This window comes from Geodermatophilus sp. URMC 60 (genome assembly GCF_053502585.1).
The window spans coordinates 1,701,698-1,726,151 of record NZ_CP199958.1; the positions used below are offsets into that span (position 1 = coordinate 1,701,698).

Annotated in this window: 17 protein-coding genes; 16 read left to right on the forward strand and 1 reads right to left on the reverse strand. The window is 75.5% G+C overall.

The genetic code is table 11. The features are described 5' to 3' along the window. Window positions 1-58: 58 nt before the first annotated feature. From ACWIX3_RS08220 to ACWIX3_RS08250, 7 genes are all read left to right on the forward strand, one after another. Window positions 59-1,315 carry a DUF1972 domain-containing protein gene (locus ACWIX3_RS08220; RefSeq protein ID WP_448611581.1) on the forward strand — a complete coding sequence of 419 codons (1,257 nt, stop codon included), beginning with the start codon at window positions 59-61 and terminating at the stop codon, window positions 1,313-1,315. Further along, the gene (locus ACWIX3_RS08225; protein ID WP_448611582.1) at window positions 1,312-2,064 is read left to right on the forward strand and encodes a CDP-alcohol phosphatidyltransferase family protein; all 753 of its coding nucleotides are present in this window, start codon (window positions 1,312-1,314) and stop codon (window positions 2,062-2,064) included. The genes ACWIX3_RS08220 and ACWIX3_RS08225 overlap by 4 nt, the downstream gene beginning before the upstream one ends. Then, a complete protein-coding gene (locus ACWIX3_RS08230) occupies window positions 2,061-2,711 on the forward strand; it encodes a hypothetical protein (RefSeq protein WP_448611583.1) in 651 nt (216 codons plus the stop codon). The genes ACWIX3_RS08225 and ACWIX3_RS08230 overlap by 4 nt, the downstream gene beginning before the upstream one ends. A gap of 237 nt (window positions 2,712-2,948) precedes the next feature. Next, entirely contained in the window at window positions 2,949-7,178 is a 4,230-nt protein-coding gene (locus ACWIX3_RS08235) for a PKD domain-containing protein (protein WP_448611584.1), read from the forward strand. Window positions 7,179-7,250: 72 nt separating this feature from the next. After that, window positions 7,251-9,374 (forward strand): glycosyltransferase, encoded by a 2,124-nt coding sequence (locus ACWIX3_RS08240; RefSeq protein WP_448611585.1) that lies wholly within the window; start codon window positions 7,251-7,253, stop codon window positions 9,372-9,374. Then, window positions 9,371-10,390, forward strand: coding sequence for a glycosyltransferase family 2 protein (locus ACWIX3_RS08245; protein ID WP_448611586.1), 1,020 nt, complete (start codon window positions 9,371-9,373; stop codon window positions 10,388-10,390). The genes ACWIX3_RS08240 and ACWIX3_RS08245 overlap by 4 nt, the downstream gene beginning before the upstream one ends. After that, window positions 10,387-11,133 (forward strand): polysaccharide deacetylase family protein, encoded by a 747-nt coding sequence (locus ACWIX3_RS08250; protein ID WP_448611587.1) that lies wholly within the window; start codon window positions 10,387-10,389, stop codon window positions 11,131-11,133. Before ACWIX3_RS08245 ends, ACWIX3_RS08250 begins: the two co-directional genes overlap by 4 nt. A 128-nt stretch (window positions 11,134-11,261) precedes the next feature. Here ACWIX3_RS08250 and ACWIX3_RS08255 read toward each other — a convergent pair whose 3' ends face one another. Beyond that, window positions 11,262-12,296 (reverse strand): glycosyltransferase, encoded by a 1,035-nt coding sequence (locus tag ACWIX3_RS08255; RefSeq protein WP_448611588.1) that lies wholly within the window; start codon window positions 12,294-12,296, stop codon window positions 11,262-11,264. Between the two features lie 239 nt (window positions 12,297-12,535). Here ACWIX3_RS08255 and ACWIX3_RS08260 point away from each other — a divergent pair, with 239 nt between their 5' ends. The 9 genes from ACWIX3_RS08260 to mfd all read left to right on the forward strand — a co-directional run bounded on the left by ACWIX3_RS08260 (window position 12,536) and on the right by mfd (window position 24,389). Next, window positions 12,536-14,080, forward strand: coding sequence for a lipopolysaccharide biosynthesis protein (locus ACWIX3_RS08260; protein ID WP_448611589.1), 1,545 nt, complete (start codon window positions 12,536-12,538; stop codon window positions 14,078-14,080). 97 nt (window positions 14,081-14,177) lie between these two features. Beyond that, window positions 14,178-15,512: a hypothetical protein gene (locus ACWIX3_RS08265; RefSeq protein ID WP_448611590.1), complete on the forward strand. Its 1,335-nt coding sequence runs from the start codon at window positions 14,178-14,180 to the stop codon at window positions 15,510-15,512. Then, window positions 15,509-16,987, forward strand: a complete 1,479-nt coding sequence (locus ACWIX3_RS08270; RefSeq protein WP_448611591.1) for a polysaccharide biosynthesis tyrosine autokinase — start codon at window positions 15,509-15,511, stop codon at window positions 16,985-16,987. Before ACWIX3_RS08265 ends, ACWIX3_RS08270 begins: the two co-directional genes overlap by 4 nt. A 31-nt stretch (window positions 16,988-17,018) precedes the next feature. Continuing rightward, window positions 17,019-17,579 carry an arsenate reductase/protein-tyrosine-phosphatase family protein gene (locus ACWIX3_RS08275; RefSeq protein ID WP_448611592.1) on the forward strand — a complete coding sequence of 187 codons (561 nt, stop codon included), beginning with the start codon at window positions 17,019-17,021 and terminating at the stop codon, window positions 17,577-17,579. 121 nt (window positions 17,580-17,700) lie between these two features. After that, the gene (locus ACWIX3_RS08280) at window positions 17,701-18,177 is read left to right on the forward strand and encodes an adenylyltransferase/cytidyltransferase family protein (RefSeq protein ID WP_448611593.1); all 477 of its coding nucleotides are present in this window, start codon (window positions 17,701-17,703) and stop codon (window positions 18,175-18,177) included. Further along, entirely contained in the window at window positions 18,174-18,947 is a 774-nt protein-coding gene (locus ACWIX3_RS08285; RefSeq protein WP_448611594.1) for a polysaccharide deacetylase family protein, read from the forward strand. The genes ACWIX3_RS08280 and ACWIX3_RS08285 overlap by 4 nt, the downstream gene beginning before the upstream one ends. Window positions 18,948-18,952: 5 nt before the next feature. Then, on the forward strand, window positions 18,953-19,861 hold the full coding sequence (locus ACWIX3_RS08290; protein ID WP_448611595.1) for a hypothetical protein: 909 nt from the start codon (window positions 18,953-18,955) through the stop codon (window positions 19,859-19,861). Between the two features lie 103 nt (window positions 19,862-19,964). Next, the gene (locus ACWIX3_RS08295; RefSeq protein WP_448611596.1) at window positions 19,965-20,723 is read left to right on the forward strand and encodes a hypothetical protein; all 759 of its coding nucleotides are present in this window, start codon (window positions 19,965-19,967) and stop codon (window positions 20,721-20,723) included. A 123-nt stretch (window positions 20,724-20,846) separates the two neighbouring features. Next, window positions 20,847-24,389 carry a transcription-repair coupling factor gene (gene mfd, locus ACWIX3_RS08300; protein WP_448611597.1) on the forward strand — a complete coding sequence of 1,181 codons (3,543 nt, stop codon included), beginning with the start codon at window positions 20,847-20,849 and terminating at the stop codon, window positions 24,387-24,389. Window positions 24,390-24,454: the final 65 nt, after the last annotated feature.

Genomic DNA, 24,454 nt, shown 5'->3' on the forward strand with positions numbered 1-24,454 from the left:
AGCCGTGCGTTCCGCACGAGACGTGGTCCGAGGTGCTCGGACGGAGACGGAGGCCCAGGTGGACCGCTTGAGCATCGCCATGGTCGGCACGCGCGGCGTGCCGGCCCGGTACGGCGGCTTCGAGACCGCCGTGGAGGAGATCGGCCGCCGGCTGGCCGACGGCGGGCACCGGGTGGTCGTCTACTGCCGCACCGTCCCGGGGGCGCAGGAGCCGCCGCCGGCCGAGCACCTGGGCATGGAGCTGGTGCACCTGCCGGCCGCCCGCCGCCGCTCTCTGGAGACCCTCAGCCACACCGCCCTGTCGGTCCGGCACCTGCTGGCCCACCGCACCGACGCGGCCATCGTGTTCAACGCGGCGAACGCGCCGCTGCTGCCGGCGCTGCGGGCCGCCCGCATCCCGGTCGCCACGCACGTGGACGGCCTGGAGTGGAAGCGCGCCAAGTGGGGCGGCACGGGACGCCGCTACTACCGGGCCGCCGAGGCGCTCGCCGTGCGCTGGTCCGACGCGCTCATCGCCGACGCGCAGGGCATCGCGGACTACTACCGCGACGCCTTCGCCGCCCCCACCACGCTGCTGGCCTACGGCGCGCCGCTCATCGAGCCCGGTGCCCACCGGCTGGCCGAGCTCGGCCTCGAGCGCCGCGGCTACCACCTGGTGGTCGCCCGGTTCGAGCCGGAGAACCACGTCGACGTCATCGTCGAGGGCTACGCCGCGAGCGCGGCCACCAAGCCGCTGGTCGTCGTCGGCTCGGCGCCCTACGCCGACGAGTACACCGCCCGGGTGCACGGACTGGCCGACGGCCGGGTCCGCTTCCTCGGCGGCGTCTGGGACCAGGAGCTGCTCGACCAGCTGTACGCGAACTGCGCCACCTACCTGCACGGGCACTCCGTCGGCGGCACCAACCCCTCGCTGCTCCGGGCGATCGGCGCGGGCGCGGCCGTGACGGCCTTCGACGTCGACTTCAACCGCGAGGTCGTCGCTGACGCGGGAAGGTACTTCCGCACACCGGCCGACGTGGCCCGCGAGGTCGTCGCGGTCGAGGCCGACCCGGAGTGGGTCGCGAGCTCCGGGCGGCGCGCCCGCGAGCTGGCCGGCGGCTACGACTGGGACCAGGTCGCCGCCGGGTACGAGGAGCTCGCCCGCGCGCTGGCCGCGCGCCGCTTCCCGGCGCGCCGTCCCTCCGGCCGCCGCCGGCCGACCGCGGCCGACGGCCCGCCGGCCCGGCGCCCGGTGCAGCGGCCGGCGGACGTCGTGCCCCTGCCCGTGCCCGCCGCCGCCCCGGCGGTCGAGGACCTCCCCGTGGTGCGACCGTGACCGCCGTCGTCGATGCCCGCCCCGCCGGTGACCTGCGGACGACGCTGCGCCGGCTGGCCGCCGCGCAGAAGGGCGCGACCGGCGCCCCGGCCTACTCCCGCTTCGTCAACCGGCCGCTGGGCCGGCTGTTCGCCGCGCTCGCCTTCCACGCCGGGCTCACGCCGAACGCGGTCACCGCGGTCAGCGCCGTCTCCACCGCCACCGGGATCGCGCTGCTCGCACTGGTCCAGCCGTCCTGGCCGACCGGTGCGGCCGTCACGGCCTGCCTGCTCATCGGGTACGCGCTCGACTCCGCGGACGGGCAGCTCGCCCGGCTGCGCGGCGGGGGCACCGCGGCGGGGGAGTGGCTCGATCACATGGTGGACGCGGTCAAGCTGCTCAGCCTGCACCTCGCCGTCCTGGTCTGCCTCTTCCGGTCCGAGGCCGTCGGCACGGGTGCGCTGCTGCTCATCCCGGTCGGCTACTGCATCGCCGACGGCGCGCTCTTCTTCGCCATGATGCTCAACGAGGCGCTGCGCGCCCAGCACGGTGTCACCACCCGGGCCCAGGCGTCCGGCCCGACCCCCGGGCTCAGGCGGTCGCTGGTCAACCTGCCGACCGACTACGGGCTGCTCTGCCTGCTGTTCCTGGTGCTGGGCGCGCCGACGGTGTTCCTGGCCGGCTACGGCGTGCTCCTCCTCGCGACGGCAGCACACCTGGGGCTCGGATCGGTCAAGTGGTATCGAGAGATGGGCAGGTTGCCTCGATGAACGTCCCTCCCCCCGCGGCACCCACGCGTCGTCGCGAGGCCGTCGTCGGCGCCGCCATCGCGGTCGTCGTCGCCGTGCTCGTCGCGGTCGTGGGACTGGTCGGCGGCTCCGACGACGGCGACCGGTCGGCCGGCGCGGCCGCGCCCACCCCCACGACCCCGGCGGCCGGTCCGGAGGAGGGAGGTTCCCCCTCCGTCCCCACCGCACCCGAGGCCACCGGGCCCACCGGTCCGGCCGACGTGCTGCCGGTCGCCCTGCCGGCGGTCGCGCTCGACGAGCAGGCGTCGGGGGACGACGGCATCAGCGCGCGGGTGGTCTCCCTGGAAGCCATCGACGGGACCGCCCAGGGCCCCGGCAACATCGCCGGCCCGGCCCTTCGCGCCACGGTCCGCCTGGTCAACGGCACGCCGGAACCGGTGGCGCTGGACCTGGTGGTCGTCAACCTGACGCACGGCGCGGACGCCACGCCGGCGTCGCCGCTGCAGGACGCCTCGCGCGTGCCGTTCAGCGGCTCGCTGGCGCCGGGGGACTCCGCCGAGGGCGTGTACGTCTTCACCGTGCCCGAGACGGGGCGCGACGTCGTGACCCTCACGGTCGGCTACCGGGCCGGCGCCCCCTTCCTGGTCTTCACGGGACCGGCCGACTGACCTCCCCGCTCCTCCAGCTGCCTCCTGCAGGGCCCCGGCGGACGCCGGGGCCCTGCAGGCGTTTCGCCAGCGGGCTACACCTCACCCAGAGTGATGAATGACGGAGAGCAATCGTCTCCGACCTGGGCTTCGTCACCGGATCAGGGGATGCCGACTCATTCCTCGTCACGCTTAGTGTTCGCCCGCTGGTCCGTGGAGACCGGCGATCGTCGTGCTGCACGAGCGGGGGAACATCGCATGTCTTCACTGTTGGCCGCCTGGGGGAAGTCCCTCCTGAGCGGCCTGCTCAGCCTCCTGGTGGGGGTGGGGGTCGTCATGCCGGCGCCGGCGGAGGCCGACTCGGCGCCGCTGGACCCGGCCAACCCGGCCACCCCGGCGACCGTGACCGCCGACGCGCTGCCCACCGTGCAGATCAACGGCGTCGCGTGGTCGCAGGTCGTCGTCGGCAACACCGTCTACGTCGCGGGCAGCTTCAGCACCGCCCGCCCGGCGGGTGCCGCGCCCGGCACGCGGGAGGTGGCCCGGAACAACCTGCTCGCCTACGACATCCGCACCGGCGCGCTCGTCGACTCGTTCGCGCCGAGCCTCAACGCCCAGGCGCTGGCGGTGACCGCCTCTCCCGACGGGTCGCGCATCTACGTCGGTGGCGACTTCACCGCGGCCGACGGCCAGGCCCGCTCCAACATCGCCGCCTACGACACGGCGACCGGGCAGCTGGTCAGCGACTTCAAGCCGGCGTTCAACAGCCAGGTGACGGCCCTCGCCGCCACCAACGACCGGGTGTTCGCCGGGGGCTGGTTCACCGCCGTCGGTGCGAACGTGCGCCGGAACCTGGCCGCGGTCGCTGCCAACGGCACCCTGCTGCCGTGGGCGCCGGTGCCCGGGCCCGGCACCACCACGGAGCCCGCCACGTCCGTCATGGCCCTCGTCGTGACCGGCAACGGCACCCAGGTGGTGGCCGGCGGGCGCTTCGGCACCCTGAACGGCACCGCGGCGGTGGGCGTCGGCGCGCTGGACGCCACCACCGGCGCCACCCGACCGTTCGCGGTGAACCAGGTCGTCACCAATCAGGGCCGGAACTCGGCCATCTACAGCCTGTCCACGGACGGCGCCTCCGTCTACGGGACGGCCTACAACTTCGGCGGCCCCGGCAACCTCGAGGGGTCGTTCAAGGCCACGGCGAACGGCGGGCAGGTCCAGTGGATCAACGACTGCCGCGGTGACACGTACTCCAGCTTCCCGGCGAACGGGGTGCTGTACCACGCCACGCACGCCCACGACTGCGCTCCGATCGGCGGCTTCCCCGAGCAGAACCCCCGGGTCAACCAGTTCGGCACCGCGGTGAGCCTGGCCGCGACCGGGACGGTCGGGAACCGGGTGGCCAGCCTGGCCGGCAAGCCGGCGCCGTCGCTGCTGCCCTGGTACCCGACCTTCTACTCCGGCACGTACACCGGTCAGTTCCAGGCCGGCTGGTCGGTGACGGGCAACAGCCAGTACGTCGTCTACGGCGGTGAGTTCCCGGGCGTCAACGGCAGCGAGCAGCAGGGCCTGGTCCGCTTCGCCGTCCCGGCCCTCGCGCCGAACGAGATCGGTCCTCGGACGAGCACGACGTGGACGCCGTCCACCGCGATGGTCACCGGTGGTGTGCGCGTCTCGTGGCCGGCAGTCGCCGACCGGGACAACGAGCACCTGGCGTACCGGGTGTACCGGGACAGCGACACCGCCGCGCCGGTCTGCGAGGTGGTCCGCCCCTCGACGTGGTGGCAGCTGCCGACCTACTCCTGCACGGACACCGGGGCCTCCGCGGGGACGCACCGCTACCTCGTGGTCGCGAGCGACCCGGCGGGCAACCGGCTGTCCTCCGGCTGGGTCACGGCCACGGTGGGCGCCGCCAACAGCAGCCCCTCCGGGCCCTACAGCGCCCTCGTCTCGGCCGACGGCGCAGGTGCGTACTGGTCGCTGGGGGAGACGTCCGGCTCGCTGGCCCACGACCGGGTCGGCACCATGGACGTGACCGTCAACTCAGGGGTCACCCGCAACCAGGCAGGTGCCATCGCCGGTGACGGCGGGAAGGCGTTCGCCTTCAACGGGACCTCGACGGGCTACCTGGCCACCCGGACGGCGATCCCCGGTCCGCAGACCTTCACCCTCGAGGCGTGGTTCCGGACGACCTCGACCGCAGGTGGGAAGATGGTCGGCTTCGGCAACGCCAGCAGCGGGAACAGCACCAAGGCCGACCGGCAGATCCACATCAACACCCAGGGCCAGGTCCTCTTCGGGGTCTACCCGGGCTCGGGACGGACGGTGGGCACGGCGCGCGCCTACAACGACGGTGCCTGGCACCACGTCGTCGCGTCCCTGAGCTCGAGCGGCATGGCGCTCTACCTCGACGGCCAGCTCGCCGCGTCGCGTGCCGACACCACGTCGGCGCAGGTCTACAACGGCTACTGGCGCATCGGTGGCGACACCCCGTGGAGCGGGACCGGGTCGGGCTACCTGAACGGGCGCGTCGACGAGGTCGCGGTCTACCCGGTCGCGCTCACCGCGGCCCAGGTGCGGGGTCACTACGACCTCGGCACGGGTGTGAACGCGGCGCCGACGGCGGCGTTCACCTCGAGCGCGGCCGGCCTGGTGGTGTCGGTGGACGGCTCGGGTTCGGCCGATGCCGATGGCCGGGTGGCCTCCCACGCGTGGGACTTCGGCGACGGCGGCACCGGCACCGGTGCCACCGCCACGCACACCTACGCGGCGGCGGGCACCTACCAGGTGAAGCTGACGGTGACCGACGACAAGGGCGCGACCGGCACGGTGACCCGCGCGGTCACGGTGACCGCGCCGCAGCCGCCGGCCGAGGAGCCGCCGGCGCAGGGTGCGCCGTTCGCGGTGGACTCCTTCGGGCGTGCGGTGGCCTCCGGCTGGGGCACCGCCGAGGTCGGCGGGGCGTGGACCATCGGGGGCAGCACGGCCAGCCCGCAGGTGGTCGACGGGGCCGGTCAGCTCTCCGGCGCCGCCGGCCGCAGCACCCGGGCGACCCTGGCCAGGGTCTCCGCGCAGGACGTGGCCGTCCAGGCCGAGGTCGTGCTGCCGCAGGCGCCCACCGGCTCGGGGACGTACGTCAGCCTCGCCGGCCGCCGGGTGGGCACCAGCGACTACCGCGCCACGCTGCGGTTCCAGGCCTCCGGGCTGGTGGACCTGCGGCTGGACCGGATCGTCGAGGGTGTGGAGACCGTGCTCGGCACGGTCCGGCTGCCGGGCACCTACACGGCCGGCACCGCGCTGACCGTGCGCCTGGAGCTGACCGGCAGCGGCACCACGACGCTGGCGGCCAAGGCGTGGGCCCAGGGTGCCGCCGAGCCGGCGGACTGGGCGCTGACCCGCACCGACGGCACCGCCGCCCTGCAGGTCCCCGGTGGGCTGTACCTGGAGACCTACACCGCGGCCAACGCCACGCGGACCCAGGTCTTCCGGATCGACGACCTGTGGGCCGGCGCACCGGGCACGGTGCAGACGCCCGAGGCGCCGGAGCCTCCGGCGAACGTGGCGCCGACGGCGGGGTTCACCTCGAGCGCGGCCGGCCTGGTGGTGTCGGTGGACGGCTCGGGTTCGGCCGATGCCGATGGCCGGGTGGCCTCCCACGCGTGGGACTTCGGCGACGGCGGCACCGGCACCGGTGCCACCGCCACGCACACCTACGCGGCGGCGGGCACCTACCAGGTGAAGCTGATGGTGACCGACGACAAGGGCGCGACCGGCACGGTGACCCGCGCGGTCACGGTGACCGCGCCGCAGCCGCCGGCCGAGGAGCCGCCGGCGCAGGGTGCGCCGTTCGCGGCGGACTCCTTCGGGCGTGCGGTGACCTCCGGCTGGGGCACCGCCGAGGTCGGCGGCGCCTGGACGATCGGTGGCAGCACGGCCAGCCCGCAGGTGGCCGACGGCGCCGGGCAGATCTCCAGCGGCGCCGGGCGGGAGTCGCGGGCCTCGCTGGCGGGGGTCTCGCAGCAGGAGGTGGCGGTCCAGGCCGACATCACCCTGCCGCAGGCGGCCACCGGTGGCGGGTCCTACATCAGCCTCGCCGGGCGGCGGATCGGCACCAGCGACTACCGGGCCACGCTGCGGTTCCAGGCCTCCGGGCTGGTGGACCTGCGGCTGGACCGGATGGTCGACGGGACCGAGACCGTGCTGCGCACCGTGCGGCTGCCGGGAACCTACACGGCCGGCACCGCGCTGAGCGTCCGGCTGGAGCTGACCGGGAACGGGACGACCACGCTGAAGGGCAAGGCGTGGACGGCCGGCACCGCCGAGCCGGCGGACTGGACGGTCACCACGACCGACAGCACCGCCGCCCTGCAGGCCCCCGGTGGGCTGTACCTGGAGACCTACACCGCGGCCAACGCCACGCGGACCCAGGTCTTCCGGATCGACGACCTGCGGGCCGGTCCCGCCGGGACCGCGCCGCAGGTCGACTGATCACCCCCAACTCGGGTGAGCGGCGCCGGCACAGCCGTGCCGGCGCCGCACCCGGGCCGTGATCATTCCAGGGTGACCGTGGAATCACCTGTCGTGGCCGAGGCCGCAGTGGCCCCGTCCGCCGCCTCGCGGTGGGCGGGGCCGCTGGCTGTCGTGGTCGTCAACTACGGGTCCTCGGCGCTGCTGCGCCGCAACCTCGTCCCGCTCGGCCGTACCGGCCTGCCGGTGGTCGTGGTGGACAACCTCTCCACCTCCGTGGAGCGGCAGGCGGTCACCGAGCTGGCTCGGCACGAGGGCTGGGAGCTGGTCCTCCGTCCGGACAACGGCGGATTCGGAGCTGGGGTCAACGCCGGCGTGGCCGCAGCCCGTGCCCGCGGGTGCACCACCTTCCTGTTCCTCAACCCCGACGCCGTCGTGCCGCGCGCCGTGGTGGACCGGCTGACCGAGCGCAGCCTCGCCGACCCGCTCGCGATGCTGAGCCCGCGCATCGTCGACTCCGACGGCCGGGTCTGGTTCGCCGGTTCCCGGCTGCGGCTGCGGGACGGGCGCACCGGTCGGCGGGTCACCGACCCTTCCGCTCCGGACTCCGTGCGGGAGTGGCTGACGGGCGCCTGCCTGGTCGTGCACAGCGAGCTCTTCGACCGGCTCGGCGGGTTCGACGACGCCTACTTCCTCTACTGGGAGGACGTCGACCTCAGCTACCGCGCGCAGTTGGTGGGCGGCCGCACCGTGCTGTGCGAGGACCTGGTCGCGGTCCACGACGAGGGCGGCACGCAGCACCGACGCGGCGAGGCGAAGTCCGACCTCTACTACTACTGGAACTGCCGGAACCGGCTCGCCTTCGCCGCCCGTCACCTCGGGCGGCGGGCGATGCTCGGCTGGCTGCTGCGCACTCCCGCGGTCAGCCGCGAGATCCTGCTCCAAGGCGGCCGGCGCCAGCTGCTGCGCTCCAGCCGGCCCCTGTGGGCCGCGGTGCGCGGTTCGCTCCACGGCGCCCGGCTGGTGCTGCGCGCGGCGTTCCGGCGGACCGCGCCGGGCGGCCGGCCACCCGTGCTCGTCGTCCATCCCGGTGCCGACCTCTACGGCGCGGACCGGATGCTGCTCGAGTCGGTGGACGCGCTGCGCACCCCCTTCGAGGTCACCGTGGCCCTGCCCGGTCCGGGGCCGCTGGTGGCGGAACTGCAGGCCCTCGGGGTGCGCGTCGTCCACTGCCCCATGCCGGTGCTGCGCAACGCCGCCCTGCGCCCGCGCGGCGCGGTGCTCCTGGTCGGGGACGCGGTCCGGGGGGTGGTCCCCGCCCTCCGCCTGATCCGGCGTTCCGGCGCGGCCGGCGTCTACGTCAACACGGTCACCCTGCCCTCCTGGCCGCTGCTGGCCCGCCTGGCCCGGCGGCCCTGCGTCGTCCACGTCCACGAGGCCGAGAGGTCCCTGCCCCTCCTGCTGCGCCGCGCCCTGGCGCTCGCCCCGGCCCTGGCCACGCGCGTGGTGGTCAACAGCGCCTTCACCCGGGACGTGCTGGCCGAGGCCGCCCCCGGGGTCGTCGACCGCAGCACCCTGGTGCACAACGCCGTCCGTGGGCCGGCCGAACCGGCAGCAGCGCGGCCGGCGGTGACCGATCCGGTGCGGCTGCTGTTCGTCGGCCGGCTCTCGCCGCGCAAGGGACCCCAGGTCGCCGTGGCCGCCCTCGGCGAGCTGGTCGCGCGCGGGGTCGACGCCCGGCTGGACCTGGTCGGGTCGGTGTTCCCCGGCTACGAGTGGTTCGAGGCCGAACTGCGCCAGCAGGTGACCGCCACCGGGCTGTCGGGCCGGGTCCGCTTCCACGGCTTCCGGTCCGACGTCGGGTCCGCCCTCGCCGCGGCCGACGTCGTGCTCGTGCCCTCCGTGGCCGAGGAGTCGTTCGGCAACACCACCGTCGAGGCGGTGCTGGCCGCTCGGCCGGTGCTGGTGAGCGACTCGAGCGGGCTGCGCGAGGCGGTCGCGGGCTACCGCAGTCCCCGGGTCGTCGAGCCCGGCCTGCCCCAGGCCTGGGCCGACGCCGTCGAGGCGGTGCTGACCGACTGGCCGCGGGTCCGCGCGCTCGCGTTCGCCGACGCGGCGGACGCCCGACGGCGGCACGCGCCGCAGCGCTACCGCGACGGCCTGGTCGGGGTCGTCACCAGCCTCACCGGGCCGTCCGAGGAGAGGCGGACCGCGTGACGTTGTCCGAGGAGACCCAGGTCGGGATCGCGGCGGGGACGGTGCGGGTCACCGTGGCGGTACCGACGTTCCGTCGCACGGACCGCCTGCACGTCCTGCTGCCCCTGCTCCGCGCGCAGGCGGAGGAGGTGACCACGGCATCCTGTGGGCGGTACGTGGTCGACGTCCTCGTCGTGGACAACGACCCCGGCGCGAGCGCCGCGCGCGTGGTCGGCACCGCCGCAGGCCCGGGGATCCGCTACGCCGTGGAGCCGCGCCCCGGCATCGCTGCCGTCCGCAACCGGGCGATGGACGAGGCCTCCGCCAGCCGGCTCCTGGCCTTCATCGACGACGACGAGCGGCCCGACGACCGCTGGCTGGCCGCGCTGCTCGACACCTGGGCGGCCACCGGCGCCGCTGCGGTCTCGGGCCGGGTGCTCGTCGAGTTCGCCCGCGAGCCCAGTCCGTGGCTCCGGGCGGGCGCGTTCTGGGTCCGGCCCGACCACCCGAGCGGTACCGCGATCGACACCGCCGCCACCGGCAACCTTCTGCTCGACCTCGATCAGGTGCGCGCGCTGGGTGCGCGCTTCGAGTCGGCCCTCGGCCTGGGCGGAGGGGAGGACACGCTCTTCAGCCGCTCGCTGGTCCGCGCCGGCGGGCGCATCGTGTGGTGCGCCGAGTCCGCGGTGGTCGACCAGGTACCCGTCGAGCGGCTGACCCGTCGCTGGCTCCTCACCCGCGCCTGGAGCCACGGCAACGCGACGGTGCTCGTGGAGCTGCGGCTCACGGACGGGGTCCTGCCGCGGCTGACCGTGCGCGCCCGCCGCGTCGTCGGGGGGCTGCTCCGGTTGACCGGCGGGGCGGCGCGGTGGGCGCTCGGTCTCGTCACCGGCTCCCTCCGGCACCAGGCCCGCGGGCTGCGCGCGGTGAGCCGCGGCGCGGGCATGGTCTGCGGCGCTGTCGGGGTCGTCTACGAGGAGTACGCCCGCAGCGGGCGCCGCTGGCGGCTGGCCGGCCGGACGGGGTCGCCGGCGTGAGCGTGCTGGGCAGCGGCATGGCGCGCGGACGGCGCGTCGGGGTGCGGGCCGTCCGCCGGGCCGCAGCCCCGCTGGCGGGCTCGGTCGTCGCCGTCCGCACCTCGGCGCCGCAGGTCGCCCTGACCTTCGACGACGGCCCGGAGCCCGGCGGCACCGATCGGGTCCTGGTCGCGCTGGCCGATGCCGGCGCGACCGCCACCTTCTTCGTGCTTCTCACCCGGGTCCGCCGCCACCGGGGCCTGCTGGACGAGGTGGTCGCCGCCGGGCACGAGGTCGCCCTGCACGGGGCGGACCACCGCCCGTTGCCCGCGCTCCCCGTCGCGGAGGTCGAGCGGCTGACCCGGTCGGCGCGGGCCGAGCTCGAGGACGCCGTCGGCCAGCCGGTCTGGTGGCACCGCCCGCCCTACGGCCGGCAGACCCTGGGCACCTGGCGGGCGGTCACCCGGGCCGGGCTCCAGCCGGTTCTCTGGGGGCCGTCGACGTGGGACTGGAAGGACGTGCCGTGGGAGCAGCGGCTGGCCCGGTCCCGCCTCGGGCTGCAGCGGGGGGCCATCGTGCTGGCGCACGACGGCTTCCCCGGACCGGGTGACCTCGTGGACGACGGCCCGGCGCCGGTGCTCGACCGCGGCGCGCTGATCGCGGAGGTGCTCGACGGTTACGCCGAGCGCGGCCTCGCGGCCCGCTCGCTGCGCGATGTGGTGGCCGGCGGGCGGCTGGTGCGGGAGGCCCTGCTCACCGGGTGAGGTCGGCTCGACGGGAGATCCCGCGGGGGTCGTGCGGCACCGGCCGCCAGCGCAGCCGGTGCGCAGCACGGAGGATCGTGACCGGATTCAGCCGGCGGTCCCACCTGCCGCCGGCCACCCGACACCCCTCAGCCGCGGAGGATCCGCAGCGCCCGCCGGTAGGCGGCCGCGTGCGCGTCGCCCACCCGGTCCCAGTCGCGCCGGCTCAGGTCCGGCGGCGTCGTGGGCGGTGCCGCCCGCAGCGCGGCCACCGCGTCCAGCAGGTGGTCGGCGGTGAGCTCGCCGGAGTACCGGTGCACCCATCCGGGGCCGACCTCCTCGGCCAGCCGTTCGTTGACCGGGTTGTCGGGGACGAGCACGGGTCGCTCGAGGGAGAGCGCGGCGAGGGTCGCTCCGGAATTGTGCATCTCGCGGTAGGGGAGGACGACCAGCTCGGCCGAGGTCAGCTCGGTCACCAGGTCGGCGTCGGCCAGGAAGCCCAGCGCCACCGAGACCCGGGGGTCGGCGGTCGCGGCGGCGGTCAGCTCGGCACCCAGCTCCGGGGTGGAGGGACTCCCGGCCACGCGCAGCTCCAGTCCGTCCGGCGTCCGTCCGGCCGTCCCGCCGAAGGCGGCGACCAGCCGGTCGACGCCCTTGTACCGGCGCAGCAGCCCGACGAAGGCCAGCCGCCCCGGCCGCGCGGCGGCGCGGGGATGGGCGGCGAACCAGTCGCGGTAGTGCCCGTGGACGACGGTCTCGGCCGGCGTGCCGGCGGGCACCGGCGTCTGCTCGTTGAGCCGGATGCGCAGCGTCGTCCACCGCTCGGCCCAGCGCAGGAGCGCCACCTCCCGGCGGGAGATGCCGCTGGGCAGCTCCAGGTTGTGCGCCGTGCGCACCAGCGGCGTGCGGGTCGCCCGCAGGCGCAGCAGCAGGGCCACGAACAGCAGCTGGCGCACCACCTTCTTCAGCGGACCGTTCCCGGACACCAGGATCTCCGGCCAGTGCGCGTGGAAGACGGAGTAGCCGCCCCGCAGTGCTCGCCGCCAGGAGAAGGTCAGGACCCTGACGTCGGGCAGCTCGGCGAGGCTGCGGCCGAGCATGACCAGGTACGGGTTGGTCGTCGGCCGTGGGCGCGGGAACGACTGCAGCACCACGAGTTCCCCGTTCCGCCGTCGTGAGCGCACGCAGCGACCTCCTGGGTCGTCGGGCCGGTCCTCCTGGTGGGCGCCGGCGACGGGACCACTCTGCCCGGCGGGCGGCGGCGGGGCCTCGCCCATCCTGGTGATGTCCGCCGGTGACCGGAGCCGGCGGACGGCGGCTCCGTGGTCTGATCCCCGGGCCCCGTGGTCCGGGGGCCCTCCGACCGAGAGAGTCCGATGCCAGGTCACGTCCGTTCCCGTCCGGGTCGACCGGGACCGGGCCGGTGAGCGCCGGGACGGCCGTCCCCGCGCCCCCCAGCGACGGCGCGGCCGACGGTCAGGCGCTCGGGCGTCGCGCGGCCCGGGGCGTCCTCGTCGCGCTCGCGGGACAGGGACTGCGGATCGGCGTGCAGGTCCTCTCCGTCGTCCTGCTCTCCCGGCTGCTCGGGCCGACCGACTACGGCCTGCTGGCGATGGTGATGGCGGTCATCGGGGTCGCCGACGTGTTCCGGGACCTGGGCCTGTCGACGGCAGCCGTGCAGGCGCGGAGCCTCTCCGCGCAGCAGCGCAGCAACCTCTTCTGGGTCAACACCGGGACCGGGCTCCTGCTGAGCGTGCTCGCCGTCGCCGCCGCCCCGCTGGTCCAGGCCGTCTACGGCCGGCCCGAGCTCGGCGCCATGACGCAGGCGCTGGCCGCGGTCTTCCTGCTGAACGGCGTCGCCACCCAGTACCGCGCCGACCTCACCCGGCGGCTGCGCTTCGGCCGCCTCGCCGTCGTCGACGTGTCGTCCCCGGCGGCCGGGCTGCTCGCCGGGCTGGGTCTGGCATCCATGGGCGCCGGGTACTGGGCGCTGGTCGGCCAGCAGCTGACGCAGTACCTCGTCATGACCGTCATGGTCGTCGCCGCGGGGCGCTGGGTGCCCCGGCGGCCGGACCGGCGCACGCCGATGGACGGCCTGCTGCGCTTCGGCTGGCACATGGTGGGCATCGAGCTGCTCGGCTACGCCAGCCGCAACGCCGACTCGCTGCTCATCGGCACCCGGTCGGGAGCCGCCGCGCTGGGTCTGTACAACCGGGCGTACCAGCTGCTCATGGTCCCGCTGGGGCAGGTGCGCGCGCCCATGACCCAGGTCGCCCTGCCGGTGCTGTCGCGGGTGCAGGACGACGAGCAGCGGTGGGCGGCCTACGTGCGGCGCGGCCAGCAGGTCCTCGGCTACTCCGTGGTCGCCGGCCTGGGACTGGTCGTGGGGGCGGCGGAGCCGATCACGGCCGTGTTCCTCGGGGACCAGTGGCAGGGGGTGGCGCCGGTCCTGCGCCTCATGGCCGTCGGGGGCGCCTGCCAGATGCTGGCCTTCGTCGGCTACTGGGTCTACCTCTCCCGCGGGCTGACCCGGTCGCTGATCCGCTACTCGTTGTTCGAGACCGCCGTCCGGCTGGTCTGCATCGTGGTCGGCAGCGGGTACGGGGTGGTGGGCGTGGCGGCCGGGTTCGCGCTCGCCCCGGCCCTGACCTGGCCGGTGTCGCTGTGGTGGCTCTCCCGCCTGGCACCCCTCCCGCTGCGCCAGCTGGTCACCGGAGCCCTGCGCGTCCTCGGGCTCGCATCCGTCGTCGGCGCGTCCGGGTACGCGGCGGCCCGGGCGGTCGGGGACTCGGCCCCGTTGCTCGCCCTGGTCGCCGCCGTGGCCGCGGCGGCGCTCGGCTACCTGCTGCTCGCCGCGGTCGTCCGCCCCGTCCGGCGGGACGTCGTGGACGTCGTCCGAGCGGTGCGCGCCGGCGTCCGGCGCCCGGGCGTCACCGAGGACCGGCCGCCGGCTCACCCCGCGGGGTGACCGTGGCCGGACGCGCCGTGCCCCCGGGTGCCGCCCAGGGGAGAGTGGGCCGGCCCGCCGTGCCCGTGGGCCGGTCCACGAGGAGGAGGGCTTCGACGTGCCGGGTCAGCTGATCGACACACTCGTCGTCCTCGCAGCCGCCGCGGCCGGCGGGATGCTCTGCCTGGTGGTGGCTCGCCGGGCGCCACGGCTGGCCCTCGCCGCGTGGCTCGTCACGGTCTGCGCCGTCCCGGTGTGGCTGGGCTCGGGGGCAGGTGTCCCCCTGGAGCCGCAGGTCGTCGTCGGCCTCGGGGTGCTCGCCGCGTTCCTGCCGCTGCGCGGTGGGGTCCCGGTCCGGCTCACGGTCGCCGATCTGGTCGTCGCCGCCCTCCTCGTCTCCGCGCTGGTGCCGGCGGTGCTCGGCCGCTCGACCCTCTCGAACGTCGTCGTCCTCGGCGCCCAGTGGATCGGGGCGTATCTCCTCGGCCGGCTCGTTCCCCACCGGGTGCCCCTGCGGTGGGTCTACGGGGCGGTGACGGTCGCCTTCACCTGCGTGGCGGTCCTGGCGCTCCTCGAGTGGGCCACCGGCTGGAACCCCTTCCTCTCGGTACCCGGCTCGGGCGGGCTGTACGACTCCTGGGCCACGATCCAGGAGCGTGGCGGCCAGGCCCGGGCCGAGGGGGCCTTCGGGCACTCCATCGCCCTCGGCGGGAGCCTCGCGCTGGCCCTGCCGCTCACGCTGGTGGCCCCGTTCCGGCCGCCGGTGAGGGTGGCCACGGCCACTGTCGTCCTCCTGGCCTGCGCGGTGACCCTGAGCCGGATCGGTGTGGGGACGGCGGTCCTCGGCCTGGTGCTCGCCCTGCTGCTGTTGCCCGGTGTGGACCTCCCGGCCCGGCTGCGCTGGTGGTTGACCGGCGGCCTGGTCGTCACCGCAGCGGTGGTGGCGCCGGTGGTGTCCCGCGTGTTCGCCGCCGCCGGGGACGAGGCGTCGGCCAGCGCGGCCTACCGCGGTGACCTGCTCGCCCTGCTCGACGACGTGCAGCTGCTGGGGCTGGCGCCGAGCTACCACGTGACCCCCAGCGGGCGTGCCTTCTTCGGCGAGTTCCGGTCGATCGACAGTGCGCTGGTGCTCCTCGCGCTCAACCACGGCTGGATGTCCCTGCTGTGCGTCCTGGTGGGGGTGGTCCTGGCGGTCGGCGCGCTGCTGCGCGGCCGCGCCACGGCCCCGACGGTGGCGCTCGTGGCCCAGCTGCCGGCCGTGGCGACCGTCGCGCTGATCACCCAGTACTCGGGGTGGCTGTGGTTCGTGGCCGGTCTGGCCGTCGCCAGCCAGGCCCTGGAGCGTCGCTCCGCCGCGACGCCGCCCGGGGGAGCGTGGCCGTCCGTCACCCCCACGGGTGAGAACCCCCTGGTCAGCGCGGGGATGGCGGCTACGTTCAAGAACAGTTCGTGACCGCCGTGGTCACCATGGGGGGAGGCTCGATCGTGGGCGTTCGTGGCGTGCTGGAGGTCCTTCGCAGGCACGTGGTCGCGATGGTCGTCGCCGTCCTGGTGTGCGGCACGGGCGCGCTGACCGCGAGCCTGCTGGCCACGCCGGGCTACACCGCGACCGCCGGTCTGTTCTTCTCGATGCAGAACGCCAGCTCGGCCGGTGACCTCGTGGAGGGCGGCAACTTCACCCGGGACCAGATGGCGTCCTTCGCCACCCTGGTCACGACCCCCGCGGTCCTCGAGCCGGTGATCGACGAGCTCGACCTGAGGATCGACGTCCCGGACCTGGCCGGCCGAGTCGAGGCCGTGACCCCCAACGGGACGGTGTTCCTGGAGGTGACGGTCACCGACCGGTCCCCGGAGCTGGCAGCCGACGTCGCCAACGCCGTCGCCGCGCAGCTGATCGAGGTGGTCGACGACGTCGCACCGGCCGACACCGAGGGCCGGGCCACGGTGCGCGCGACGACGGTGACCCCGGCTGCCGCGCCGGAGTCGGCGTCCTCGCCCGACACCCGGGTGAACCTGGCGGCCGGCCTCCTCGCGGGGCTGGCGCTCGGGGTGCTGTACGCGCTCGCACGCGAGGCGCTCGACACCCGCGTGCGCGACGTCCACCGGGTCGAGGCGCTGACCGATGCGCCGGTGCTGGGTCGCCTCGCCTCAGCAGGCGCGAGGGTTCCCGACCTGGTCGTGGCCGACGCCCCCCACAGCCCGCAGGCGGAGTTGTTCCGGCAGCTCCGGACGAACCTCGACTTCTCCCGCGCCGAGGGCGAGCCGTTCAGCGTGGCCGTCACCTCGGCGCTGCCGGGGGAGGGCAAGTCGACGGTGGCGGTCAACCTGGCACTGGCCTGGTCCGAGGTGTGCGACCGCGTCCTCCTCGTCGACGCCGACCTCCGCAGGCCCGCCGTCGCGGAGCGGCTGGGTCTGGAGGGCGCGGCCGGCCTGTCGACCGTGCTCGTGGGGCGGGCCGACGTCGAGGACGTCGTCCAGCCGTGGGGGGACAGCGGCCTGACGGTCCTCACCTCCGGTGCGGTGCCGCCCAACCCCGCGCAGCTGCTGGACTCGCCGCGCATGCGCGAGCTCATGGCCGACCTCGAAGGCCGCTACGACGTCGTCGTGGTCGACTCCGCCCCGGTGCTGCCCGTGACCGACGCGCTGCTGCTGTCCAGGTGCACCCGCGGCACGGTGGTCGTCGTCGACAGCCGGCGCGTGCGGCGGCACCAGCTCGTCGAGGCCCTGCGCCAGCTGGCCGCGGTGCAGACACGGCTGCTCGGTGTCGTGGTCAACCGGCTCGTCGCGGGCAAGCAGGTGTACGGCTACGGGAGCTACGGCTCGGCGGCCCCCGCCGCTGACGTCCGCGGACGCAGGACGGCGCCGGCCGTCGACAGGGGCCACCCGGTCCCCGGCGAGCGGGCCGTCGCGGGTGCCCGCGGCCGGTGACGGCCGCCCGGCTGCCGAGCGGCCTCCGCCCGTGAGCGGGCTGCTGGTCGTGTGCCGGGGCAACGTGTGCCGCTCCCCGGCCGCCGAGCACCTGCTGCGCGCCGGGCTGGCCGGGACGGGCGTTCCGGTCAGCAGCGCCGGGACCCACGCCCTGGTGGGTGAGCCGATCGACCCCCTGGTGGCTGCCGCGCTGCGGGAGCGCGGTGTCGACGTACGACCCACGCGCGCCCGGCAGCTCGACCGCGCCGCGCTGCGGGGAGCCGACCTGGTCGTGGTGATGAGCGCGGCTCAGCGCTCCGCGGTCGTCGCGGTGGATCCGGCGGCGGTCCGGCGCACCTTCCTGCTCCGGCAGCTGGCCCGGCTGCTCGCGACCTCGGGGACGGCCGTGCCCGGTGCCGGCGCCGCGGATCGGCTGCGCGCCCTGCCTCCGTTCCTGGCCGCCCGCCGCGCCGCGCGGCCCCCGGTCGGCGGCGAGGACGTCGAGGACCCCTACGGCCGCGACGCGGCCGTGGCCGGCCGGGTGGTGGACCAGATCGGCGAGGCCGTGCGCGGCCTCCTCGGCGCCCTGCTGGAGCCCACCCACGCACCGTGACGCCGGCACCCGGCCGGGGGACGTCGGATGGGGTGAACGGCCCCTCGGGGTGATGACGCACCGTCATCGCCGCCGGTCAACTGGGCGAACCGCATCGCAGCACCACACCGGGGGAATCCACATGACCGTCGTCGGCTACGCGCCGGGCGCGTACGACCTGTTCCACATCGGCCACCTCAACCTGCTCCGGCACGCCGCCGAGCAGTGCGACCACCTCATCGCCGGAGTGGTCTCCGACGAGGTGCTCGTGCTGACCAAGGGCCGGGCGCCGGTGATCCCGCTGGCCGAGCGGATGGAGATCGTGCGCAGCCTGCGCGTGGTCGACGAGGTCCACGCCGAGGTGGTCCCGGACAAGATCGACACCTGGCGCGAGGTCGGCTTCGACGTGATCTTCAAGGGCGACGACTGGCGCGGCACGGAGAAGGGCCTGCGCCTGGAGCGGGACTTCGCCGCCGTCGGCGTCGAGGTCCGCTACTTCCCCTACACGGTGCACACGTCGAGCACGGCGCTGCGCCGGGCGCTGGTCGCGCTCGAGGGCGGCGCGGCCCGCGAGACCCGCCTGCCACGCCCGGCGCTGACCGGGGACGGCCACCGGTGAGCGTCCCGGCGGGGACGGCCGAGGAGCTCGACGCCGCCGGCCGTCGGCCGGTGCGGATCCCGCCCGTGCTCATGTACCACTCGGTGAGCCCGTCGGCGCAGCCCGACCCGCACCGGGTCCGGGTGTTCCCGGAGCGGCTGGACCGCCACCTGCGCCTGCTGCGCAGGCTCGGGCTGCGGGGCGTCTCGCTGGCCGAACTGCTCGCCGCCCGGGAGCGGGGCACCGCGGCCGGTCTGGTGGGGCTCACCTTCGACGACGGCTACGCCGACTTCGTCGAGCACGCGCTCCCCGTCCTCGCACGGCACGGGATGACCGCCTCGCTGTACGTCGTCGCCGGGCTGCTGGGCGGCCGGAACGACTGGGACGACGGCCCGCGGCTGGACCTGCTGGACGCGGACGGGGTGCGGGCCGTGGCCGCGGCCGGACACGAGGTGGGCAGCCACACCCTCACCCACGCCGACCTGCGCGGCGCCGATCCCGCGACCCTGGCGCACGAGGTGGGGGAGAGCCGCCGGGTGCTCGAGGACGTCCTGCAGGCCGACGTGCCCGGCTTCTGCTACCCGTGGGGGCGGTTCGACGCCGCCGCGGCCGACGCGGTCCGCGCAGCCGGCTACGACCACGCCTGCGTCACCGGTGACCACCTGCCCGGCGACCGCTTCACCCTGCCCCGCGCCTACGTCGCCCCGGGCGACGGCGCACCGCACCTGCTGGCGAAGCTCGGCCGGTACCGCTGGCGGATGCGCGCCGTGGACCCCGGCCCGGCCCGGTGACCCGGGTGGTCGGGCGTCCGCGCCGGGCCGGCCGCTCGACGCGGTGGTCGGCCGGCGGCTGCGCCGCGCTCGTGGTGGTGCTGGCCGCCTGTGCGGGACCGGCAGGAGGCCCGGCCGGCACAGCGCCGGTGGCCGGCGCGCCCTCCACCACCGCCCCGACCTCCACCACCGCCCCGACCGCCACGACCACCCTGCCCTCCCCGCTGCCCGACCTCGGCCCGGGGACCCACGAGGTCTCGGTCGCGGGCGAGGCCGCGGTGGTCCGCCTGCCGGAGCAGCCCAACGGCCGGGTGGTCGTCTACGCGCACGGCCTCGAGGCCCGGGCCACGGCGGTGCTCAACGACGAGGCCTTCGGCGCGCTCGCCGACGGGCTCGTCGCAACGGGGTACGCGGTGGCCGCCAGTGACGCCGCCGGGGACGCCTGGGGCGACGCGGCCAGCGTGGACGCCCACGCGGCCCTGGCCGCCGCCGTCACCGACCTGGTCGGTGCGACCGACGTCTACCTGGTGTCCGAGTCGATGGGCGGGCTGGCCGGCGCCCGCCTGGTGAGCGGGCGGCGCATCGCGGGGCTGCGTGCCTACGCCGGCATCTCCCCGCTGTGCGACCTGAGCTCGGTCCACGACGACTACGCGGACTCGATCGAGGCGGCCTACGGGTCCACCGTGGACGACGCCCTCGCGGAGCTCTCCCCGGTCCGTCTCGACGCCGCGGTGCCCGTGCGGTTCTGGGCGTCCGCGGATGACACGACGGTGGACCGCGACCGCAACGCCGACGTCTGCGCGGCCCAGGTCGTCGCCGACGGCGGCAGCGCGGTCGTCGTCCCGGCCGCGGGGGAGCACGGTGACCCCAGCACGTACGACCTGCCCGGTCTGCTGACCTTCCTCGAGTCCACGGCCGGCCGACCCGCCGGCTGACCCCTTGGGGGCAGCGCGGCCGCCGGACCGTTGAGGGACCGCCGGTCTGCCGGTGGACTGGTCGGGACCGGATCCCACCGCGGGGCCGGCCAGGAGGGGTGCCATGACCACGGACACGACGACCCGGCCGACGGTGCGCGCGCGCATCGCGTCGATGGGCCCGGTCCCGTTGCTGGGGGTGCTCGTTGCGGTCGACCTGGCGCTCGTCGTCGCCTCCGTCGTCCGCCTCGTCACGGCCGGCCCGAGCTCCACCGACCCGTGGTTGCTGGAGACCGACGGCGGCTGGGCCGAGTACGTCGGCTACGTCCAGCAGGGCGCCCTGGCGGTCCTCCTCCTGGCACTGTGCTGGGCCACCCGGCACCTGGTGTGGGCCGCCTACGCCGTCCTCTTCCTCAGCGCCCTCGCCGACGACTTCCTGCGGCTGCACGAGAACCAGGGGGCGTGGCTCGCCGACCGGCTGGCCGCGCGGCTCTGGTTCCCCCCGGACGGGTTCCTGGGCCTGCGCGCCAGCGACCTGGGCGAGCTGCTCGTGTGGGGCCTGCTCGCCGCCGTCCCCGTGGCCGCGGCCGTGCTGCTGCACCGGCGCGGCGACGCCTGGAACCGCCGGGCGAGCCTCGGCATGGCCGGCCTGATCGCGGCCTACGTGTTCTTCGGTGCCGTCCTGGACCAGGCGCACGTGCTGTTCCTCGACAGCTGGTTCGGCGACGTCCTCGGCACCCTGGAGGACGGCGGCGAGCTGCTGGTCCTGAGCACGTCGGTCGTGTACGTCGTGGGCCTGCTCCCCACCCGACGACGGGTCCGGACGGGGGAGGGCGACCGGCCCGCGCCGCTGGAGGCCGCCGCGCCGTCCCCGGTCCCCTGAGCCACGGGGTCCCGGCCCCCGCGCGGCGGCGCGGTCCCGGACGGCGGGGCTAACCTGGGGGAACGGCCCCCCGCGCACCCGGCGCGACGTGCGTGGCCACCGGACTCCAGGAGCGATCTACCCGTGACCCTCCGCGGCGTGCTCGACGTCGTCCTCACCGACCCCGGCATGGCCCGCGTCGTGGCCGCGGCCGGGAACGCCGAGCTGGCGGTCACCGCACCGCCGTCCGTGCAGCCGCTGGTGGCCGCCGCCCTCGCTGCCCGGCAGGGTGGTGCCGGCGTGCCCGTCCTCGTCGTGACCGCGGGGGAGCGGGACGCCGACGCCGTGGCCGACCAGCTCCGCTGCTTCCTGCCCGACCGGCGCACCGAGGTCTTCCCGGCCTGGGAGACGCTGCCGCACGAGCGGCTCTCCCCGCGCGCGGACACCGTCGGCCGTCGGCTGGCCGTGCTGCGCGACCTCACCCACCCCGGTGCCAACGGGGCGATCGACGTCCTGGTGGCGCCCGTGCGCAGCGTGCTGCAGCCGCTCGCGCCCGGCCTGGGCGACCTCGTCCCGGTCGAGCTGCGCCCGGGGGACACCGCCGAGCTGGACGACGTCGCCCGCGCTCTCGCCGACGCCGCCTACACCCGCGTGGAGCTGGTCGAGAAGCGCGGCGAGTTCGCCGTCCGCGGTGGCCTGCTCGACGTCTTCCCGCCGACCGAGCCGCACCCGGTGCGCGTGGAGTTCTGGGGCGACGAGGTCGACGAGCTGCGCTACTTCTCCGCCGCCGACCAGCGCTCGCTCGACGAGCGCCCGGAGCGGCTGTGGGCCCCGCCGTGCCGCGAGCTGCTGCTGACCGACGAGGTGCGCGCCCGCGCAGCAGCCCTCGCCGTCGAGCACCCCGGGCTGCTGGAGATCCTCGGCAAGCTCGCCGAGGGCATCGCCGTCGAGGGGATGGAGTCGCTGACCCCGGCGCTCATCGAGGGGGACCTCCAGCTCCTCACCGACCTCGTGCCCGCGGGCACCCACGTGCTGGTCTGCGAACCCGAGCGGGTGCGCAGCCGCGCCGCGGACCTGGTGCGCACCGCCGAGGAGTTCCTCGCCGCGTCCTGGGCGACGGCCGCGGAGGCCGGCGAGGCGCCGCTGGACCTCGGTGCGTCGTCCTTCCGCGACCTCGCCGACGTCAAGTCCGCCGCCCGCGGCCGCGGCCTGCCCTGGTGGAGCACCGGCGCCTTCACGCTGCGGAGCGAGGACGACGACAGCCACGTCACCCTCGACGCGACGACCGTCGAGCGCTTCGCCGGCGACGTCCCGCGCGCGGTCGAGCAGCTGCGCGCCTGGTCCCGCGACGGCTGGCGGATCGTGGTCACCTTCGCCGGTCCCGGCCCCGCCCAGCGGGCGGCCGACCAGTTCACCGAGGCCGACCTCGGCGCGCGGCTGGTGCCCGACGTCGCCACCGCACCCGAGCCGCGGCTGACCCACGTCACCCAGGGCAGCCTGGAGGCCGGTTTCGCCCTGCCGGGCGTGGGCCTGGCGCTGCTCACCGAGCACGACCTCACCGGGCAGCGCGGCACCTCGATGCGCGACGCGGTGAAGATGCCCGCGCGCCGGCGCAACGCCGTCGACCTGGTGCAGCTGCAGCCCGGGGACCTCGTCGTCCACGAGCACCACGGCATCGGCCGCTACGTCGAGATGGTCAGCCGCACCGTCAACGGCGGGCAGCGCGACTACCTGATCGTCGAGTACGCGCCGTCCAAGCGGAACCAGCCGCCGGACCGGCTGTTCGTGCCCACCGACGCCCTCGACCAGCTGACCCGGTACGTCGGCGGCGAGTCCCCGGCGCTGTCCAAGCTCGGCGGCGCCGACTGGCAGAAGACCAAGGGCCAGGCGCGCAAGGCGGTCAAGCAGATCGCCGCCGAGCTGATCCGGCTGTACTCGGCGCGGATGGCGACCAAGGGCCACGCCTACGGCCCGGACACCGTCTGGCAGCGCGAGCTCGAGGACGCCTTCCCGTTCCAGGAGACCCCCGACCAGCTCGCCGCGATCGACGAGGTCAAGGTGGACATGCAGAACCCGGTGCCGATGGACCGGATCATCTGCGGCGACGTCGGCTACGGGAAGACCGAGATCGCCGTCCGGGCGGCGTTCAAGGCGGTGCAGGACGGCAAGCAGGTCGCCGTCCTGGTGCCGACGACGCTGCTGGCCAACCAGCACTACAAGACCTTCTCCGAGCGGTTCGCCCAGTTCCCGGTGACGGTCGAGGTGCTCTCCCGCTTCCAGTCCGACGCCGAGAGCGCCGAGACGCTGCGCCGGCTGGCCGCCGGGGAGGTCGACGTCCTGGTGGGCACCCACCGGCTGCTGCAGCCGACCACCCGGTTCAAGGACCTCGGCCTGGTGATCGTCGACGAGGAGCAGCGCTTCGGCGTCGAGCACAAGGAGTACCTGAAGACCATGCGGACGGCGGTCGACGTCCTGTCGATGTCGGCCACCCCGATCCCGCGCACCCTGGAGATGTCGCTGACCGGCATCCGCGAGATGTCGACGATCCTCACCCCGCCGGAGGAGCGGCACCCGGTGCTGACCTACGTCGGCGCGTGGGACGACAAGCAGATGGCCGCCGCGATCCGCCGCGAGCTGCTGCGCGACGGGCAGGTGTTCGTCATCCACAACCGGGTGCAGTCGATCGACAAGGCCGCCGCGAAGATCCGCGAGCTGGTGCCCGAGGCCCGGGTGGCAGTCGGCCACGGGCAGATGAAGGAGCACCAGCTCGAGAAGATCATGGTCGGCTTCTGGGAGAAGGAGTACGACGTCCTGGTCGCCACCACGATCGTCGAGTCCGGCCTGGACATCCCGAACGCCAACACCCTGATCGTCGACCGGGCCGACACCTTCGGCCTCTCCCAGCTGCACCAGATCCGCGGCCGGGTCGGCCGCGGCCGGGAGCGGGCGTACGCGTACTTCACCTACGACCCGAGCCGGCCGCTGACCGAGACCTCGGTCGACCGGCTGACCACCATCGCGCACAACACCGACCTCGGCGCCGGCATGGCGGTGGCGATGAAGGACCTGGAGATCCGCGGCTCGGGCAACCTGCTCGGCGGCGAGCAGTCCGGGCACATCGCCGGCGTCGGCTTCGACCTGTACGTGCGGCTGGTCGGGGAGGCGGTCACCGACTACCGGGCGCAGCTGGCCGGCGAGGAGCCCCCGGCCGAGCCGGCCGACGTCCGGGTGGACCTGCCGGTCGACGCGCACCTGCCGCACGACTACGTGCCCGGCGAGCGGCTGCGGATGGAGGCCTACCGCAAGGTGGCCTCGGTGCAGTCCGACGAGCAGGCGCAGGCGGTGCTCGACGAGCTCACCGACCGCTACGGCGCCCCGCCGGCGCCGGTGCTCAACCTGCTGGCCGTGGCGCGCTTCCGGGCCGCCGTCCGGCAGTGGGGCATCACCGAGGTGTCGATGCAGGGCCGGGCGATCCGGATCAGCCCGGTGCCGCTGCCGGAGTCCAAGCAGATGCGGCTGGCCCGCCTCGCCGACGGCGCCACCTACAAGGCCGCCGCCGACACCGTCTCGCTGAAGGTGCCGGTCGGCCCGGACCGGCGGACGCCGCTGCGGGACGTCGCGCTGCTGGACCACCTGCAGTCGCTGCTGACCGCCCTCCTCCAGCAGCCGGTCGCCGCGGCTTCGTGAGAAGGGACCCCTCCTGGGTCCCCTCGCAGGCTCGGGGACGCCCGGGAAGGGGGCGAGATGCGGCT

Excerpts from the sequence above, each read along its gene's own strand:
- ACWIX3_RS08235 (WP_448611584.1), top strand. The coding sequence starts at position 2,949 with ATGTCTTCACTGTTGGCCGCCTGGGGGAAGTCCCTCCTGAGCGGCCTG.
- ACWIX3_RS08280 (WP_448611593.1), top strand. The coding sequence starts at position 17,701 with ATGACCGTCGTCGGCTACGCGCCGGGCGCGTACGACCTGTTCCACATC.
- ACWIX3_RS08295 (WP_448611596.1), top strand. The coding sequence starts at position 19,965 with ATGACCACGGACACGACGACCCGGCCGACGGTGCGCGCGCGCATCGCG.
- ACWIX3_RS08230 (WP_448611583.1), top strand. The coding sequence starts at position 2,061 with ATGAACGTCCCTCCCCCCGCGGCACCCACGCGTCGTCGCGAGGCCGTC.